Origin of the sequence: Ornithinibacter aureus (genome assembly GCF_009858245.1) — a bacterium.
GTDB lineage: Bacteria > Actinomycetota > Actinomycetes > Actinomycetales > Dermatophilaceae > Fodinibacter > Fodinibacter aureus.
In genome coordinates this window covers 3,310,941-3,326,091 of the sequence record NZ_VMSB01000001.1, presented here as the reverse complement: position 1 = coordinate 3,326,091, position 15,151 = coordinate 3,310,941, and the positions used below count along the sequence as shown (strand labels likewise).

The window sequence follows — 15,151 nt, the reverse complement described above, 5'->3', positions numbered from 1 at the left end:
GGTGGGGTGCTGTGGGCAGTCGTTGCTCCGAGAAAGGGGTTCCTTGCGCGGAGCAACGGTCCCTGCCAGCACCCCAGGACCCCTCTCTCAGAAACCACCACGCATCGGCCAGGGCCGAAGCATCCTCGGCCTCGCACCGTGGCGGGTAGGCTCCCCGGACGAGGCGGCCACCGCGGTCGCCGCCGACCGTCGGCATCCATCCCGCCGGCCACGGAGGGGACCATGCTGACCGCGCTGCTCGTCATCGGAGGCATCGGCATCCTGCTGCTGCTCATCTCGTTCGTCGCGGGCGAGGCCCTCGACGGGATGCTGGAGAGCGTCGGCCCCGACTTCCTCTCCGGCCTGGCGGTGGCGGGCTTCCTCGCGGCGTTCGGCTTCGTCGGCGCCCTGGTGCTCGACCTCACCGACTCCAACGGTGCGGCCCTCGGCGCCGGGCTCGTCGCGGGCGCCCTGGTCGGGGTGGGCGCCGGCAAGGCCAGCCAGGTCCTGATGCGCGGCGGCGACGAGTCGACGGTGCGCTCGTCCGGACTGGTCGGGCTCACCGGATCCGTGATCGACGCCATCCCGGCTGACGGTCTGGGCCAGGTCAGCGTCGTCGCGGCCGGACACATCACCCGGCTCAACGCCCGCGCCGACGAACCGCTGCCCAACGGCACCGCCGTCACCGTGACCGCGGTGCTCAGCCCGACATCGGTGCGGGTGGCCCGCAGCGGGGGGACGTCGGGCCCGGTTGACGCGTAGGGCAGGATCAGGCGAACGACGCGGGGGGAACCGGGTAGGGGCCGTCGACGTCGACTGAGCACACGACCACAAGCAGTGGAGCGCCGCGCCGACGCGACGCACGAAAGGGCAGACAACATGTTCGGACTCGAGATTCCCGTCGCACTCATCTCGGTACTGGGGCTGGTGACCCTGCTCTTCCTCCTGGGGCTGATCATCGCCTCGAGGTACAAGGTCGCAGGCCCCAACGAGGCGTTCATCGTCACCGGCCGCCCGGGCAAGGAGGTCCGCAACCCCGAGACCGGCATCATGTCGACCGACCTGTCGGGCCAGAAGGTCGTCATGGGTGGTGGCGTGTTCGTCGTCCCGTTCGTGCAGCGCCTGCACGTGCTCGACCTGTCCAGCCGTCGCATCATGATCCAGATCCGCAGCGCCGTGTCCGGCCAGGGCGTCAAGCTCAACCTCGACGGCGTCGCGATCGTCAAGGTCGGCGGCAACGAGGACTCGATCCGTGCCGCCGCCCAGCGCTTCCTCACCCAGCAGGGAGAGATCGAGACCTTCACCCAGGAGACCCTCGCCGGTTCGCTGCGATCCATCGTCGGCTCGCTGAGCGTCGAGCAGATCATCCGTGACCGGGCCGCGTTCGCGCAGCGGGTCGCCGACGAGGCCGAGTCCTCGCTCACCGGTCAGGGCCTGATCCTCGACACCTTCCAGATCCAGGACATCACCGACGACGGCTCCTACCTGTCCGACCTCGGTCGCCCCGAGTCCGCCCGGGTGGGCCAGACCGCGGCGATCGCCGAGGCCAACGCCCGCCAGGCCGCCGAGCAGGCCCGCCTCGCCGCCGAGCAGGAGATCGCCGTCGCGAACCGCCAGCTGGCGCTCAAGCAGTCCGAGATCAAGGCCGAGACGGATGCCGCGGCCGCCACCGCTGCCGCCGCCGGGCCGCTGGCCCAGGCCGACCGCGAGCAGGTCATCCTCACCGAGCAGGAGAAGGTGGCCGTTCGTCAGGCGGCCCTGAAGGAGCGCCAGCTCGACACCGAGGTGCGCAAGCCCGCCGACGCCGAGCGCTACAAGGTCGAGCAGGAGGCCGAGGGTGCCCGCAACGCGGCCATCGCCGAGGCCGACGCCCGGCGCCAAGCCTCCATCGCCGCCGCTCAGGCCGAGGCCGAGAAGGCGCGCCTCACCGGTGAGGCCGAGAAGTCACGACGCACCGCGCTGGCCGATGCCGAGGCCATCGAGGGTGAGCGTCGTGGTCAGGCCGACAAGGCGCTGCGTGTCGCTCAGGCCGAGGCCCTGCGCGCCGAGGGTGAGGCCCAGGCCAGCGCCATCCTCGCCACCGGACAGGCTGAGGCCGAGGCGATGAACAAGCGCGCCGACGCCTTCGCCCGCTACAACGAGGCCGCCGTGCTCCAGATGCTCGTCGAGGCCCTGCCGAAGGTCGCCCACGAGCTCGCCGCGCCGATGGCCTCCATCGACCAGCTCACGGTGCTGTCGACCGACGGCGCGGGCGCCCTGCCCAAGCAGGTCACCGACAACCTCACCCAGACGATGGCGATGCTGAAGAACACCACGGGCATCGACATCCAGAGCATCGTGCAGGGCTTCGGTGATGGCTCCCCGACCACGACAACGACCACGACGGAACGCCCCGTCAAGGGTTCGGCCGTGTCGGCGCCGTCAGCCGCTATTGCCTCGACCGACGAGTAGGCCCCGGCAGCGGGCTATTTCTGAGGGGATGTCCCCGGCTCGTTGGCAGACATTGCCAACGAGCCGGGGCTGTATCCAAGATTGACTCTGAGCCATGACGACGGCGCAGACGAGCACTCCGAACCGGCGGATCCGCGTGGGCATCGACACCGGAGGCACTTTCACCGACGTCGTCGCCTTCGACGAGGACACCGGCGAACTCGTGACGACGAAGACCCCGAGCACGCCGGCCAACCCGGCGGACGGCTTCATCGCCGGCATCGAGAAGATCCTCGGGGTGCTCGGTGCGAGCGGCACCGACATCACCGCCGTCAGCCACGGCACGACGGTGGCGACGAACAAGCTGCTCGAGGGCAAGGTCGAGCGCCTCGGGTTCATCACCACGCAGGGCTACGAGTTCATGCTCGAGATCGCCCGTCAGGCCGTGCCCGACGGCTACGGCAACTCCTACTTCTGGGTCAAGCCCCCGCGCATCGTCGAGGCCGACCACGTGCGCACCATCGGCGGTCGGATGGACTTCGAGGGCAACGAGCTGCGCCCGTTCGACGAGGCGGATGCCGTGGCCGCCGCCCGCTGGTTCCGTGAGCGCGGCATCACCACGATCGGCGTGTGCCTCCTGCACTCCTACGCCAACGACACGCACGAGCTGGCGATGCGCGAGGTGCTGCGCCGTGAGCACCCGGAGGCCGTCGTGTCGATCAGCTCGCAGGTGCTGCGCGAGTACCGCGAGTACGAGCGCTCGATGACGACCCTGGTCGACGCGGCGGTCAAGCCGAACGTCAGCCGCTACGTGCGCAACATCAGCTCACGCTTGCGTGAACTGTGGGAACCAGGCGAGCGCAGCGAGCTCGATGCCGTCGGGGGGGGTCACGGGGGGGCGGAGCCCACCCGTGGGATCCCGTTCTACGTCATGAAGTCCAACGGTGGCGTCCTGTCGGCCGACGAGGTCGTGCACCAGCCGATCACCACCGTGCTCTCCGGGCCGGCCGCGGGGGCGCTGGGGGCGGCGCTCATCGCCCGCCGGGCCGGCTTCGACAAGGTGCTGACCTGCGACGGCGGCGGCACCTCGACCGACGTCTCGGTCGTGCTCGACGGCGACCCGACGCTCACCACCGAGGGGACGGTCGGCGCCTACCCGAGCAAGATCCCGATGATCGACGTCGTGACGGTGGGCGCCGGCGGCGGGTCGATCGCGTGGGTCACGCCCGAGGGCACCCTGAAGGTCGGCCCCCAGTCGGCCGGGGCCGACCCCGGCCCGCTCTGCTACGGCAAGGGCGGCACCGAGCCGACGATCACCGACGCCCACGTCGTGCTCGGCCGCATCCCTCCCCACCTGCTCGGTGGGGAGATCCCGCTCGACGTGGATGCCGCTCGCACCGGCATCCGCGACCTCGCCGCCCGCCTCGGGCTCGACGAGGAGCGGTGCGCCACCGGCATCCTGGAGATCTCCGCGTGGAACCAGGCGAACGCCCTGCGCCAGGTGTCGGTCAAGCGCGGACTCGACGTGCGCGACTTCATGCTGACCACCTTCGGCGGGTCGGGGTCGCTGCTCGCGTGCCGGCTGGTCGACATCCTCGACCTCGCCGGGGTCGTCGTGCCGCAGAACCCCGGGAACGTGTCGGCGTTCGGGCTGCTCACCGTCGACGTCAAGAACGACTACGTGCAGACCCACGTGGCCCGCCACGCCGGCCTGGACCGCGCCGCCGTCGAGAAGGTGCTCGACGAGCTCACCGCCCTGGCCACCGCTGCCCTCGACACCGAGGGCTTCCCCCGCGAGCGGCACGAGCACGTGCGCACGGCCGACCTGCGCTACTTCGGCCAGGCCTACGAGGTGCGGGTGCCCATCGGCGCCGGCCCGCTCGACGAGGCAGCGGCCGATGCGGTCGCGCAGCGGTTCCACGACGAGCACCGTCAGCTCTACGGCTACGACTTCCGCGACGACCCCCGCCAGCAGGTGGAGTGGGTCAACCTGCGGGTGACCGGCATCGGCCCGATCACCCGGCCCGAGCTGCGCGAGATCGCCGCACGCGATGATGCCCACGTCCCCGAATCGACCAATAGGTCACCGCAGGTACGCACCCAGCCGGCACTCGCGCCGCGCTCCGCGCGTCCCGTCTGCTTCGAGGCGGATGCCGGGTACGTCACCACCGACGTCTACTGGCGCCCGGACCTGCGGGCCGGCGACACCTTCCACGGCCCGGCCGTCATCGAGGAGTTCGGCTCCACCGTTCCCGTCCACCCCGGCTTCTCCGTGCGCGTCGACGCGTTCGGCAACCTCGTCGTCACCAAGGAGGCCTGACATGTGCGGCCCCATGATCCACACCGCCGTGGCACCGCCGGCGACGTCCGGCAGCGCCGGCGCGCACCCGGCATCCGACCTGCCGGTCAACCCGGCCGGGCTGCCCACCGCCTACGAGCACGGAAACCGGCTCACGCCGCAGGGCAGCACGGTTGACCCGATCCTCGTCGAGATCGTCCAGGGCACCCTGGCCAGCGTCGAGATGGAGGTCGAGACCGCCATCGCACGCACCAGCCGCAGCCCGATGATCCGCGACGCGCACGACTTCCGCGCCGGCATCCACGACCGCCAGCTGCGCAAGCTGACCGGCCGCTCGTACTCCGCGCTCGTGCACCCGATCGCCCGCGACTTCCCGCTGTCCGAGATGAACGAGGGCGACGTCTTCTTCCACAACGACGTCTACGAGTCCGAGGGCGGCATCGGGCACCTGCCCGACCTGTGCGTCACCGTGCCCGTGTTCCACGAGGGCGAGGTCGTCGCGTTCGTGCAGGCCTTCGGTCACCACGACGACATCGGCGGGGCGGTTCCCGGCTCGATGCCGAGCAACGCGCGCACCGTCTTCGAGGAGGGCCTGTCGGTGCCGCCGATCAAGCTCTGGGATGCCGGGGTGCCCAACCAGGCCGCGCTGCGGATCATGACCCGCAACTCCCGGATGCCGGACAGCCTCGCCGCCGACCTCGACGCCGAGTGCTCGGCGTGCCTCATGGGTGCGCGCCGGCTCGGCGAGCTGTTCGCCCGGTACGGCCGCGACAGCATCGAGACCGCGTTCGACGCCATCCTCGACGCGACCACGCAGACGTACCGGCGCGAGATCCTCGGCAAGATCCCCGACGGCACCTACGTGTGGGAGGACTACGCCGAACACGACGGGGTCGACGAGCCGCAGCTGCACACCCAGCGGATCACGCTGACCAAGACCTCGACCGGTGGCCCCGGGCCCGGTGACGGCGGGCCGAAGCTCGTCATCGACTTCACCGGCACGGGCCCGCAGGCCAAGGGTCCGATCAACCACTGCGGCGACTACGTCGGCGGCAACTTCCTCAAGAAGTGGCTCGCGCCGATCCTGCGCAACCTCGCCGACACCCCCGAGCGGATGGCCGAGCTCGACGTCAACGAGGGCATCGTGCCGCTCATCGAGATGCGCTTCCCCGAGAAGGGCACACTGCTCACGCCGATCTACCCGGCCCCGACCAACGCGCGCACGTTCGTCATCCTGCGTCTGCTCGGCGTCCTCGCCGGGGTGGTCGCCAAGGCGGTCGACGGGCGGATGCCGGCCGACCAGGAGACCATCCGCTACACCGGCGTCTACGGCAAGGACCGCGACGGCAACGACTACCTCATGCGCGAGGTGCTCGGCGGCGGCTCGGGTGGGCGGTACTACGCCGACGGCGAGGACACCATCCACGTCGTCCCCGACTCGCGCAACCTGCCGACCGAGTTCACCGAGAGCCGCTTCCCGTTCATCGTCGAGCGGCTCGGGCTCGCGGTCGACTCGGGCGGAGCCGGGCGCTACCGCGGCGGCCTGGGCTACGAGAAGCAGATCCGGATGCTGCGCGACGGGCACTTCATGTCGATCGCCGACCGCTCGATCCTGGCCTGCTGGGGCGTCAAGGGTGGCAAAGCGGGTCGGCCGTTCGAGGTGACCATCGACGTCGGCGGGCCGAACGAGCGGGTCGTCGACGCACTGGCCGACGCCGAGCCGGTGCTGGCCGGGCAGGTGATCCGCATCCGCACCACCGGTGGCGGCGGGTGGGGTGACCCGCTCGACCGCCCGTACGACGAGGTCGAGCGCGACCTGCGCTGGGGCAAGGTCTCGTTCGAGGGGGCGCGGGCCGACTACGGTGTCGTCGCGTCGGGCAGCGCGGACGCGGTCGTCATCGACGTCGCCGCGTCGGATGCCGTGCGCGCCGGGCTGCGGGCCAAGCGCGGCGACCAGCCGTTCTTCGACCGTGGGCCGGGGTACGCGACCCTGTCGGGCGGCGCCACCTCCGCCGAGGTCGACTGGGTGTGAGCCGTACCGAGATCGACCAATTGGTCACTTCAGGTACGCCGACCCGTACCGAGATCGACCAATTGGTCACTCCAGGTACGCCGACCCGTACCGAGATCGACCAATTGGTCACTCCAGGTACGCACGCGCCAGTCCTCGTCATCGGCGCGACCGGCAAGACCGGTCGCGCCGTCGCCGGTGCGCTCGTGGCCCACGGTGTCCCGGTGCGAGCCGCTTGCCGCCCCGGGCGTGAGGATGCCGTGCCTGCCGGCAGTGCCCCGTCGCCGTTGACCTCGCAACGGGAGCGGGGCTGGGTGCCGCCCTCGACGGCATCCGCGCGGTCTACCACCTGGCCCCGAACGTGCACCTGGACGAGGTCGGGATGGCCGTTCGCCTGGCCGACGCAGCTGCTGCAGCGGGAACTCCCCGGGTGGTGTTCCACTCGGTGCTCCATCCCGACGACGCCCGCATGCCGCACCACCTGCGCAAGCGCGATGCCGAGAGGGTGCTGCGCAGCGCGCTCGACGACCGGCTCACGATCCTGCGGCCCGCTGCGTACCACCAGAACCTGCTCGACCAGGCCGGGGCCGGGGTGATCACCGTGCCCTACTCCCCCGACGCGCCGTTCTCGAATGTCGACCTCGGTGACGTCGCGCAGGTCGCGGCGGCAGCCCTGCTGAACCCGGTCATCGGCGGTGGGGTGCACGACCTCGCCGGGCCACAGGTGCTCACCACCGAGGAGATGGGCCGGCAGGCCGCCGCGGCACTGGGGCGCCGGGTCGAGGTCCGCCGGATCAGCATCGAGTCGTGGCTGGCCGGCCCGGGAGCCAGCTTGCCCGCTCCTGCCCGGGAGGCGCTGGTCGCCATGTTCCGGGCGTACGACGACGGCGGCCTGGTGGGCGACCCGGCGTCGCTGCTGAGTGCGCTCGGTGCGCTCGGTGCGCTCGACCGACCTGCCACGACGTGGGTCGAGGCCGTGTCGCGACTGCCCTGACGCCGCCGTCGTGAGGGGCAACCAGGGTGCTCGTTCGGGCCTGTCCCGAGGGTGCGGATGAGACGATCCCGGCATGAACGATGGCCAGATGTGGTTGGACCGCGCCGTTGACCTGGCCGTCGAGAACGTCGCCCTCGACGGCGGGCCCTTCGGGGCCGTGATCGTGCGTGACGGCGTGGTCCTCGGCGAAGGCGCCAACCGGGTCACCGCCGACCTCGACCCCACCGCCCACGCCGAGGTCGTGGCCATCAGGAACGCCTGCTGGCAGGTCGGCGACTTCGCCCTCGTGGGCGCGACGATCTACGCCTCGTGCGAGCCGTGCCCGCTCTGCCTCGCCTCGTCCCTCTGGGCGCGACTCGATGCCGTCGTCTTCGCCGCGGATCGGCACGCTGCGGCCGCCGCAGGGTTCGACGATGCGGTCTTCCACGCCCTGTTCGACGCCGCGCCCGATTCGGGGGCGTGGCCGCTGCGCCGCGAGCACCACCCGACGGCACGGTCCGAGGAGCCGTTCGACGCCTGGCGGGCCAGGCTCGACCGCAATGCCTACTGACCGGCAGACTGACGCGCAGACCCCGACGAGGAGGCACCGTGGACGTCAGCACCTTCTACGCGCTGTTCTCCGCGACGTGCTTCACCCTCGTCGGCCTGTGGTGGACCGTCGTCGAGCGCAACCGCCCCTGGCTGCGCGACCCGGCCACCCGCCGCCGCGTCGGAGCCATCTACCTGTCGTTCCTGCTGCCCGCCCTCATGGGGTTGTTCGCCCAGGTCGGCGGCACCGAGGTCCCGCTGTTCTGGCGCGCGAGCTTCGTCGTCATCGCTGCCGTCGGCGCCCTCGGGACCGTGCGGCTGCTGCGGGCCGGGCGCAATGACCCGGATGCCGGGATCTTCGCTCGGCTGTGGTGGGCCAGCGCCGTGCTCTACGCGGTGATCGCGGTCGTCGGCGTCGCGCCCGAGCTCGCCCGCACGGTGGGCCTGACCCCTCTCCAGGCCGAGGCGACGATGCTCATCCTGCTCGTCGCCATCGCGCACGCCGTGGCCTGGGAGTTCATGACCCGCCATGTCAGCGACGACAGGTACCCCGAGTGACCTATTGGTCGATGTGGGTACGCCAGCCCGCCGCTGCCTGTACCCCGAGTGACCTATTGGTCGATGTGGGTACGCCAGCCCGCCGCTGCCTGTACCCCGAGTGACCTATTGGTCGATGTGGGTTCGGCGGGTCACCCGCCATGTCACCGACGACGCCGCTGGCACAACCTGACAGCCCCTCACGAGCAATGACGGCCCGGCCTGCCGAACGGTGCCGGATGCCGCGTGGCTAGGTTGGCGACATGAGCGGACCCCTCGACGACGTCGTCGTCATCGATCTCACGCGCGCCCTGGCCGGACCCCACTGCGGGATGATGCTCGGCGACATGGGGGCCCGCGTCATCAAGGTCGAGAACCCCGGCACCGGCGACGAGTCGCGCGGCTGGGGCCCACCCTTCGTCGGGCCGGACGACGACCCCGTCTCCACGTACTTCCTGTCGTGCAACCGCAACAAGGAGTCGGTCACCCTCGACCTGAAGACCGACGACGGCCGTGAGACCCTCGCCCGGCTCGTCACCCACGCCGACGTGCTCCTCGAGAACTTCCGCCCCGGCGTGCTCGACCGGCTCGGGTTCACCGTCGAGCACCTCCACGAGCTCAACCCCGGCCTCGTGCTGCTGTCGATCAGCGGCTTCGGCCACGACGGCCCGCAGGGTGGCCGGGCCGGCTACGACCAGATCGCGCAGGGCGAGGGCGGGCTGATGTCCCTCACCGGCGCCGACCCCGAGCACCCCCAGCGGGTCGGGGTGCCGATCGGCGACCTCCTCGCCGGCATGTACGGCGCCTACGGGGTCGTCGCCGCACTCCACGAGCGCAACCGCACCGGCAAGGGTCGCGTGGTGCGCACCTCGTTGCTCGCGTCGATCGTCGGGGTCCACGCGTTCCAGGGCACCCGCTACACCGTGGCCGGCGAGGTCGGGCAGGCCGGGGGCAACCACCATCCGTCGATCTGCCCCTACGGCCTGTTCACCTGCGCCGACGGCATGATCCAGCTCGCGTGCGGCAGCGAGGGCCTGTGGGTCAAGCTCGCCGAGGGGTTCGGCCTCGACCCCTTCGCCCCCGGCTTCGCCACCAACCGCGAGCGCGTCGGCAACCGCGACCTCGTCATCGAGACCCTCAACGCGGCGTTCGCCGACCTCCCCCACGCCACCCTCATGGCGCGGCTGGCCGAGCTCGGCATCCCCGCCGGCGAGGTGCGCACGCTCGACCGCGTCTACGACTGGGACCAGACGCGCAGCCAGGGCCTCGTCATCGACGTCGACCACCCCGTCCTCGGGGAGATCGAGATCCCCGGCCCGCCGATCCGTCTGGACGACAACGCCTTTGCCGGTGGGCGCAGCGAGCACCTGCCCCCACCCCTGCTCGGCGAGCACAACGACAGCGTGCGGGCGTGGCTCGACGAGCGCGACGCCCTCGCAGCACCCACGACCAGCCCGGATGCCGCGGGCTCGCGGTGAGCGAGCGACCGCGCCGCCCGGGCGCCCACGAGCTGCTGGCCGAGGTCCTCGACGAGGGCTCGTTCCTCTCGTGGGACGTGGCCCCGCTCGAGGTGGCCCCACCCGGCAGCACCTACGCCGCCGAGCTGGCTGCAGCCGCTGAGCGGGCCGGCACGGACGAGTCGATCATCACCGGCGAGGGGCGCATCCACGGACACCGGGTCGCCGTCGTCGTCGGCGAGTTCACCTTCCTCGCGGGCTCGATCGGGCGCGCGGCGGCCGAGCGGGTGACGCTGGCGTTCGAGCGGGCCACCCGCGAGCGGGTCCCGCTGTTCGCCGCCCCGGCATCCGGCGGTACCCGCATGCAGGAGGGCACCCCGGCCTTCGTGACGATGGTGAAGATCTCGGGCGCGGTCGCCGCGTTCAAGGCGGCCCAGCTGCCCTACATCACCTACCTGCGCCACCCCACGACCGGCGGGGTGCTCGCCTCGTGGGGGTCGCTCGGCCACGTCACCGTCGCCGAACCGGGCGCGACGATCGGCTTCCTCGGTGCCCGGGTCTACGAGGCCCTCTACGGTGAGCCGTTCCCGGCCGACGTGCAGACCGCCGAGAACCTCTACGAGCACGGGCTGCTCGACGCCGTGCTGCCCGTCGAGGCACTCCCGCCGATCGCGGGTCGGTTCCTCGACCTCGTGCTCGCACCGCACGCCACCGAGCGCGTTCCCGCGGTGCCGCGTGAGCCGCTGCCCGACCTGCCGGCGTGGGAGTCGGTCACCCGCTCGCGGGACCCCGAGCGCCCGGGGGTGCGTGCGCTGCTCAAGCTCGGCGCGACCGACGTGCTGCCGCTGTTCGGCACGGGGGCCGGCGAGTGGGACCGCAGCCTCTTCCTCGCGCTGGCGCGCTTCGGGGGGATGCCGTGTGTCGTCCTCGGGCAGGACCGTCGCGCCGAGCGGGCGGAGGCACCCCTTGGCCCCTCGGGTCTGCGGGTGGCCCGGCGTGGCATGAAGCTCGCGACCGAGCTCGGGCTGCCGCTCGTCAGCGTCATCGACACCGCCGGTGCCGCCCTGTCGAAGGAGGCCGAGGAGGGTGGCATGGCGGGCGAGATCGCCCGCTGCCTGGCCGAGCTCGTCGTGCTCCCGGTGCCGACGGTGTGCGTGCTGCTCGGGCAGGGAACCGGTGGTGGCGCGCTTGCACTGATGCCCGCCGACCGCGTCGTGTGCGCCCAGCACTCATGGCTCTCGCCGCTGCCCCCCGAGGGTGCGTCGGCGATCCTGCACCGCACGCCCGACCGCGCGCCGGAGCTCGCGACGCAGCAACGGGTGCGCTCACTCGACCTGCTCGAGGCCGGCATCGTCGACCGGATCGTCGCCGAGCACCCGGACGCCGCCCAGGAGCCCGAGGCCTACTGCCGACGGATGGCGCAGGCGATCCGGCACGAGCTCGGCGACCTCGTCGCCCTGCCGCCGCACGAACGGCTCGAGGCCCGCCACACGCGGTGGCGGGCGTTGTAGCGCACCGCGCGCCACGGCATCCGGATGCCGGTCAGCGGGCGGCGGTGAGCGCCTCACGGGCGTCGTCGGGCACCGCGACGGACGGGCGGCTGCTGCGCTGCTCGTGCAGCGCGAGCCCGACGACGGAGGCCAGCACCAGTGCGAAGCCGACCCACTGCGAGCCGGTGAGGCTCGCGTCGAAGGCCACGATGCCGACGACGGCCGCAGTGAGCGGGAAGGCCAGCTCGGCCAGGGTCGCCCGCGAGGCCGGGGTGTGTCCGAGCGCGCGGTAGTAGAGCACCAGCGCCAGCAGGCCGGGGAACAGGGCGAGCAGGAGGATCCGCGGCGCCGCGTCGACCCCAATGGCGAGCGGGGTCGACGTGACACCGCTGATGGCGAGCAGTGTCACCAGGCCGACGGTGAAGCGCAGCGCGGTGAGGTCGGAGAAGCGCAGCTCGGCACTGGCGGCCCGGCCGAGCACGGTGCCGGCGGCCCAGAGCGCGGCGGCGCCGACGGCGAGGAGCGCAGCCTGGGCACTGGACACGCTGACCCCCAGCGGGTCGGCGAACGCCAGCAGCCAGGCCCCGATGACGGCCGGCAGGGCGAAGGCGGCGTAGCTGCGGCGCAGCCGCTCCCCCAGCACCAGGGCTGCGAGGGCGATGGCGATGAGGGGCTGGAGCTTCTGGAGCACCTGCGGCGTGATGGGGTCGCCGAGCCGGAACGCCGCGGTGAACAACGTCGTGGCCAGGGCCGAGGAGCCCGCGCCGATGACGAGCACGCTCACCTTGGTGCGCGTGCTGGCGGCGAGGACCCGGCGCACGGCCGGCACGACCCACGGGCTGACGAGCACGACGAGGACGAGGTGCTCCCAGAAGACGATGGCCAGGGCCGGGTACTCCTTGGCGAGCGGGCCCCGCCACAGGGCCGACAGACCCCAGAGCGAGGCCGCGAGCGCGACGAGCCAGGTGCGGTCAGCAGCACGGCGAGAAGTCATGCCGCATAGCATCCCTCATCCACCGCCGTGAGCGCGGAAGTGGTTGCCGGGGCAGCCACTTCCGCACTCATGGCCGAGTGTGCGGTCAACAACTTGCCAACCGATGGAGCCCCATTGGGCAGTTCCTGACAACGCCTGCCTGTGCGGCGGCTTCTAGTGTCGAGACCCGGGACCCCCGGAACCACGAGCAGAGTCAGCCAAGGAGGGCGTGTCATGCGGGTAGTCCTCGCGCTGGGCGGCAACGCGATGACCGCGCCCGACGGCAGCGCGACGCCGGCAGCCCAGATCGCTGCCGTCGAGGTCGCCATGACCGCGGCGGCCCGTCTCGTCGCTGCCGGTCACGAGCTCGTCATCACCCACGGCAACGGCCCCCAGGTGGGCAACCTGCTGGTCAAGAACGAGCTCGCCGCCCACGTCGTCCCGCCGGTGCCGCTCGACTGGTGCGGTGCCCAGACCCAGGGCACCCTCGGCTTCACGATCCTCGATGCCCTCGACGACGCCCTCGCTGCCACTGGCGCGCGTCGCCCTGTGGCAGCCATCGTCACCCGCACCCTCGTCGACCGTGACGACCCCGGGTTCACCCACCCGACGAAGCCCATCGGTCGCTACCTCAGCCACGCGCAGGCCCAGCCGATGATCGAGCACGGCCAGGTCTGGCAGGACCGCGGCGAGAAGGGCTGGCGCCGGGTCGTCGCCTCCCCCGAACCCCTCGAGGTGCTCGACGTGCCGGCCCTGCTCACCCTGCTCGAGGCCGGCCACGTCGTCGTCGCGGCGGGTGGGGGCGGCATCCCCGTCGTGCGCGATGCCGCTGGTCGGCTGCGCGGTGTCGAGGCCGTCATCGACAAGGACCTCACCGCTGGCCTGCTCGCCCGCACCATCGGCGCCGACGTCCTCGTCATCGCCACCGACGTCGACCACGCCGCCGTCGACTGGGGCACCCCCAGCCAGCGCGACCTCGGCCGCGTCACGGTCTCGCAGCTTCGGGCCCACGCCGCCGACGGCCAGTTCGCGTCGGGGTCGATGGGCCCCAAGGTGGACGCCGCCCTCCGCTTCGTCGTCGGCGGCGGGCCGCGCAGCGTCATCACGTCCCTCACCCACATCACCGACGCCGTCGAGGGCAGCTTCGGCACCGTCGTCGACCCCGACTGACCACCGACCGCACCAGACCCACCGAGCCGCCCCCCGGCATCCACGAAAGGAACCCGCAAAGTGCCTGACGCCATCGAGGTCCGCAAGGTCCCGCTGCACACCGTGTCCGACGCCTCCGAGCTGGGCAAGCTCATCGACGAGGGCGTGTTCGAGGCCAGCCGCGTCATCGCGGTCATCGGCAAGACCGAGGGCAACGGCGGGGTCAACGACTACACCCGCATCATCGCCGACCGGGCCTTCCGCGAGATCCTCGTCGAGAAGGGCGCCGACCCGGCCGCCGTCAAGGAGATCCCGATCGTGTGGTCGGGTGGCACCGACGGCGTGATCAGCCCCCACGCGACGATCTTTGCGACCGTGCCCGCCGACAAGGCCGAGCAGACCGACGAGCCGCGCCTGACCGTCGGGTTCGCGATGTCCGAGCACCTGCTGCCCGAGGAGATCGGGTACACCTCGATGGTCTCCAAGGTCGCGGATGCCGTGAGGGTCGCCATGGAGCGCGCCGGCATCACCGACCCCGCCGACGTGCACTACGTGCAGACCAAGACCCCGCTGCTGACCATCCACACGATCCGGGACGCGAAGGCCCGCGGCAAGCAGGTGTGGACCGAGCACACCCACGAGTCGATGGACCTGTCCAACGGCTGCACCGCGCTCGGAATCGCCGTCGCCCTCGGTGAGATCGAGATGCCGACCGATGCCGACGTCATGCACAACCGCGAGCTGTTCTCGTCGGTGGCCTCGTGCTCCTCGGGCGTCGAGCTCGACCAGGCGCAGGTCGTCGTCGTCGGCAATGCCCGCGGTGTCGGTGGCCGCTACCGCATCGGCCACTCGGTGATGAACGACGCCCTCGACCAGGACGGCATCTGGGCGGCGATCAAGGATGCCGGCCTCGACCTCCCCGAGCGCCCGCACCGCAGTGACATCGACGGCCGCCTGGTCAACGTCTTCCTCAAGTGCGAGGCCAGCCTCGACGGGCAGGTCGCCGGCCGTCGCAACGCGATGCTCGACGACTCCGACGTGCACTGGCACCGCCAGATCAAGTCGTGCGTCGGTGGCGTCACGGCCTCGGCAACGGGCGACCCGGCAGTGTTCGTGTCGGTGTCGGCCGCGCACCAGGGCCCCGAGGGTGGCGGCCCGGTCGCGGCGATCGTCGACCTGGGCTCGGGTGAGCCGACGGGGTACCGCCCCCCGACGCGCTGACCACCTCGGTCGAGAGTAAGCAACACGCCGTCTGCATGCTGGTGCAGGCGGCGTGTTGCTTACTCTCGACCGGCAGACTGCCT

12 protein-coding genes are annotated in these 15,151 nt (G+C 71.8%); 11 read left to right on the top strand and 1 reads right to left on the bottom strand.

Features of this window, described 5'->3' with window-relative positions; all coding sequences use genetic code 11:
* Positions 1-222: 222 nt before the first annotated feature.
* The 9 genes from C8E84_RS15890 to C8E84_RS15850 all read left to right on the top strand — a co-directional run bounded on the left by C8E84_RS15890 (position 223) and on the right by C8E84_RS15850 (position 11,746).
* A complete protein-coding gene (locus tag C8E84_RS15890) occupies positions 223-741 on the top strand; it encodes a hypothetical protein (RefSeq protein WP_211675629.1) in 519 nt (172 codons plus the stop codon).
* Between the two features lie 117 nt (positions 742-858).
* On the top strand, positions 859-2,430 hold the full coding sequence (locus C8E84_RS15885) for a flotillin family protein (protein WP_159903666.1): 1,572 nt from the start codon (positions 859-861) through the stop codon (positions 2,428-2,430).
* Between the two features lie 94 nt (positions 2,431-2,524).
* The gene (locus C8E84_RS15880) at positions 2,525-4,729 is read left to right on the top strand and encodes a hydantoinase/oxoprolinase family protein (protein WP_159903664.1); all 2,205 of its coding nucleotides are present in this window, start codon (positions 2,525-2,527) and stop codon (positions 4,727-4,729) included.
* 1 nt (position 4,730) lies between these two features.
* Positions 4,731-6,740 (top strand): hydantoinase B/oxoprolinase family protein, encoded by a 2,010-nt coding sequence (locus tag C8E84_RS15875; RefSeq protein WP_246196982.1) that lies wholly within the window; start codon positions 4,731-4,733, stop codon positions 6,738-6,740.
* 289 nt (positions 6,741-7,029) lie between these two features.
* Entirely contained in the window at positions 7,030-7,713 is a 684-nt protein-coding gene (locus C8E84_RS15870; RefSeq protein ID WP_159905038.1) for an NmrA family NAD(P)-binding protein, read from the top strand.
* A gap of 73 nt (positions 7,714-7,786) precedes the next feature.
* Positions 7,787-8,263 (top strand): nucleoside deaminase, encoded by a 477-nt coding sequence (locus C8E84_RS15865; protein WP_159903662.1) that lies wholly within the window; start codon positions 7,787-7,789, stop codon positions 8,261-8,263.
* A gap of 38 nt (positions 8,264-8,301) precedes the next feature.
* Positions 8,302-8,799: a hypothetical protein gene (locus C8E84_RS15860; protein ID WP_159903661.1), complete on the top strand. Its 498-nt coding sequence runs from the start codon at positions 8,302-8,304 to the stop codon at positions 8,797-8,799.
* Between the two features lie 242 nt (positions 8,800-9,041).
* On the top strand, positions 9,042-10,256 hold the full coding sequence (locus tag C8E84_RS15855) for a CaiB/BaiF CoA transferase family protein (RefSeq protein WP_159903659.1): 1,215 nt from the start codon (positions 9,042-9,044) through the stop codon (positions 10,254-10,256).
* Positions 10,253-11,746: an acetyl-coenzyme A carboxylase carboxyl transferase subunits beta/alpha gene (locus tag C8E84_RS15850; RefSeq protein WP_159905036.1), complete on the top strand. Its 1,494-nt coding sequence runs from the start codon at positions 10,253-10,255 to the stop codon at positions 11,744-11,746. Before C8E84_RS15855 ends, C8E84_RS15850 begins: the two co-directional genes overlap by 4 nt.
* Positions 11,747-11,777: 31 nt before the next feature.
* Here the strand turns inward: C8E84_RS15850 and C8E84_RS15845 are convergent, their stop codons facing one another.
* Entirely contained in the window at positions 11,778-12,719 is a 942-nt protein-coding gene (locus tag C8E84_RS15845) for a DMT family transporter (RefSeq protein WP_159903657.1), read from the bottom strand.
* Positions 12,720-12,932: 213 nt separating this feature from the next.
* On the opposite strand from C8E84_RS15845, the gene C8E84_RS15840 reads away from it, so the two are divergent.
* Positions 12,933-13,868, top strand: a complete 936-nt coding sequence (locus C8E84_RS15840) for a carbamate kinase (RefSeq protein ID WP_159903655.1) — start codon at positions 12,933-12,935, stop codon at positions 13,866-13,868.
* Between the two features lie 60 nt (positions 13,869-13,928).
* A complete protein-coding gene (gene bar, locus C8E84_RS15835) occupies positions 13,929-15,068 on the top strand; it encodes a barbiturase (RefSeq protein WP_159903653.1) in 1,140 nt (379 codons plus the stop codon).
* The last annotated feature ends 83 nt before the right edge of the window (positions 15,069-15,151 follow it).

Excerpts from the sequence above, each read along its gene's own strand:
- C8E84_RS15845 (WP_159903657.1), bottom strand. The coding sequence starts at position 12,719 with ATGACTTCTCGCCGTGCTGCTGACCGCACCTGGCTCGTCGCGCTCGCG.
- C8E84_RS15855 (WP_159903659.1), top strand. The coding sequence starts at position 9,042 with ATGAGCGGACCCCTCGACGACGTCGTCGTCATCGATCTCACGCGCGCC.
- C8E84_RS15880 (WP_159903664.1), top strand. The coding sequence starts at position 2,525 with ATGACGACGGCGCAGACGAGCACTCCGAACCGGCGGATCCGCGTGGGC.
- C8E84_RS15875 (WP_246196982.1), top strand. The coding sequence starts at position 4,731 with ATGTGCGGCCCCATGATCCACACCGCCGTGGCACCGCCGGCGACGTCC.
- C8E84_RS15885 (WP_159903666.1), top strand. The coding sequence starts at position 859 with ATGTTCGGACTCGAGATTCCCGTCGCACTCATCTCGGTACTGGGGCTG.
- C8E84_RS15865 (WP_159903662.1), top strand. The coding sequence starts at position 7,787 with ATGAACGATGGCCAGATGTGGTTGGACCGCGCCGTTGACCTGGCCGTC.
- C8E84_RS15840 (WP_159903655.1), top strand. The coding sequence starts at position 12,933 with ATGCGGGTAGTCCTCGCGCTGGGCGGCAACGCGATGACCGCGCCCGAC.
- C8E84_RS15890 (WP_211675629.1), top strand. The coding sequence starts at position 223 with ATGCTGACCGCGCTGCTCGTCATCGGAGGCATCGGCATCCTGCTGCTG.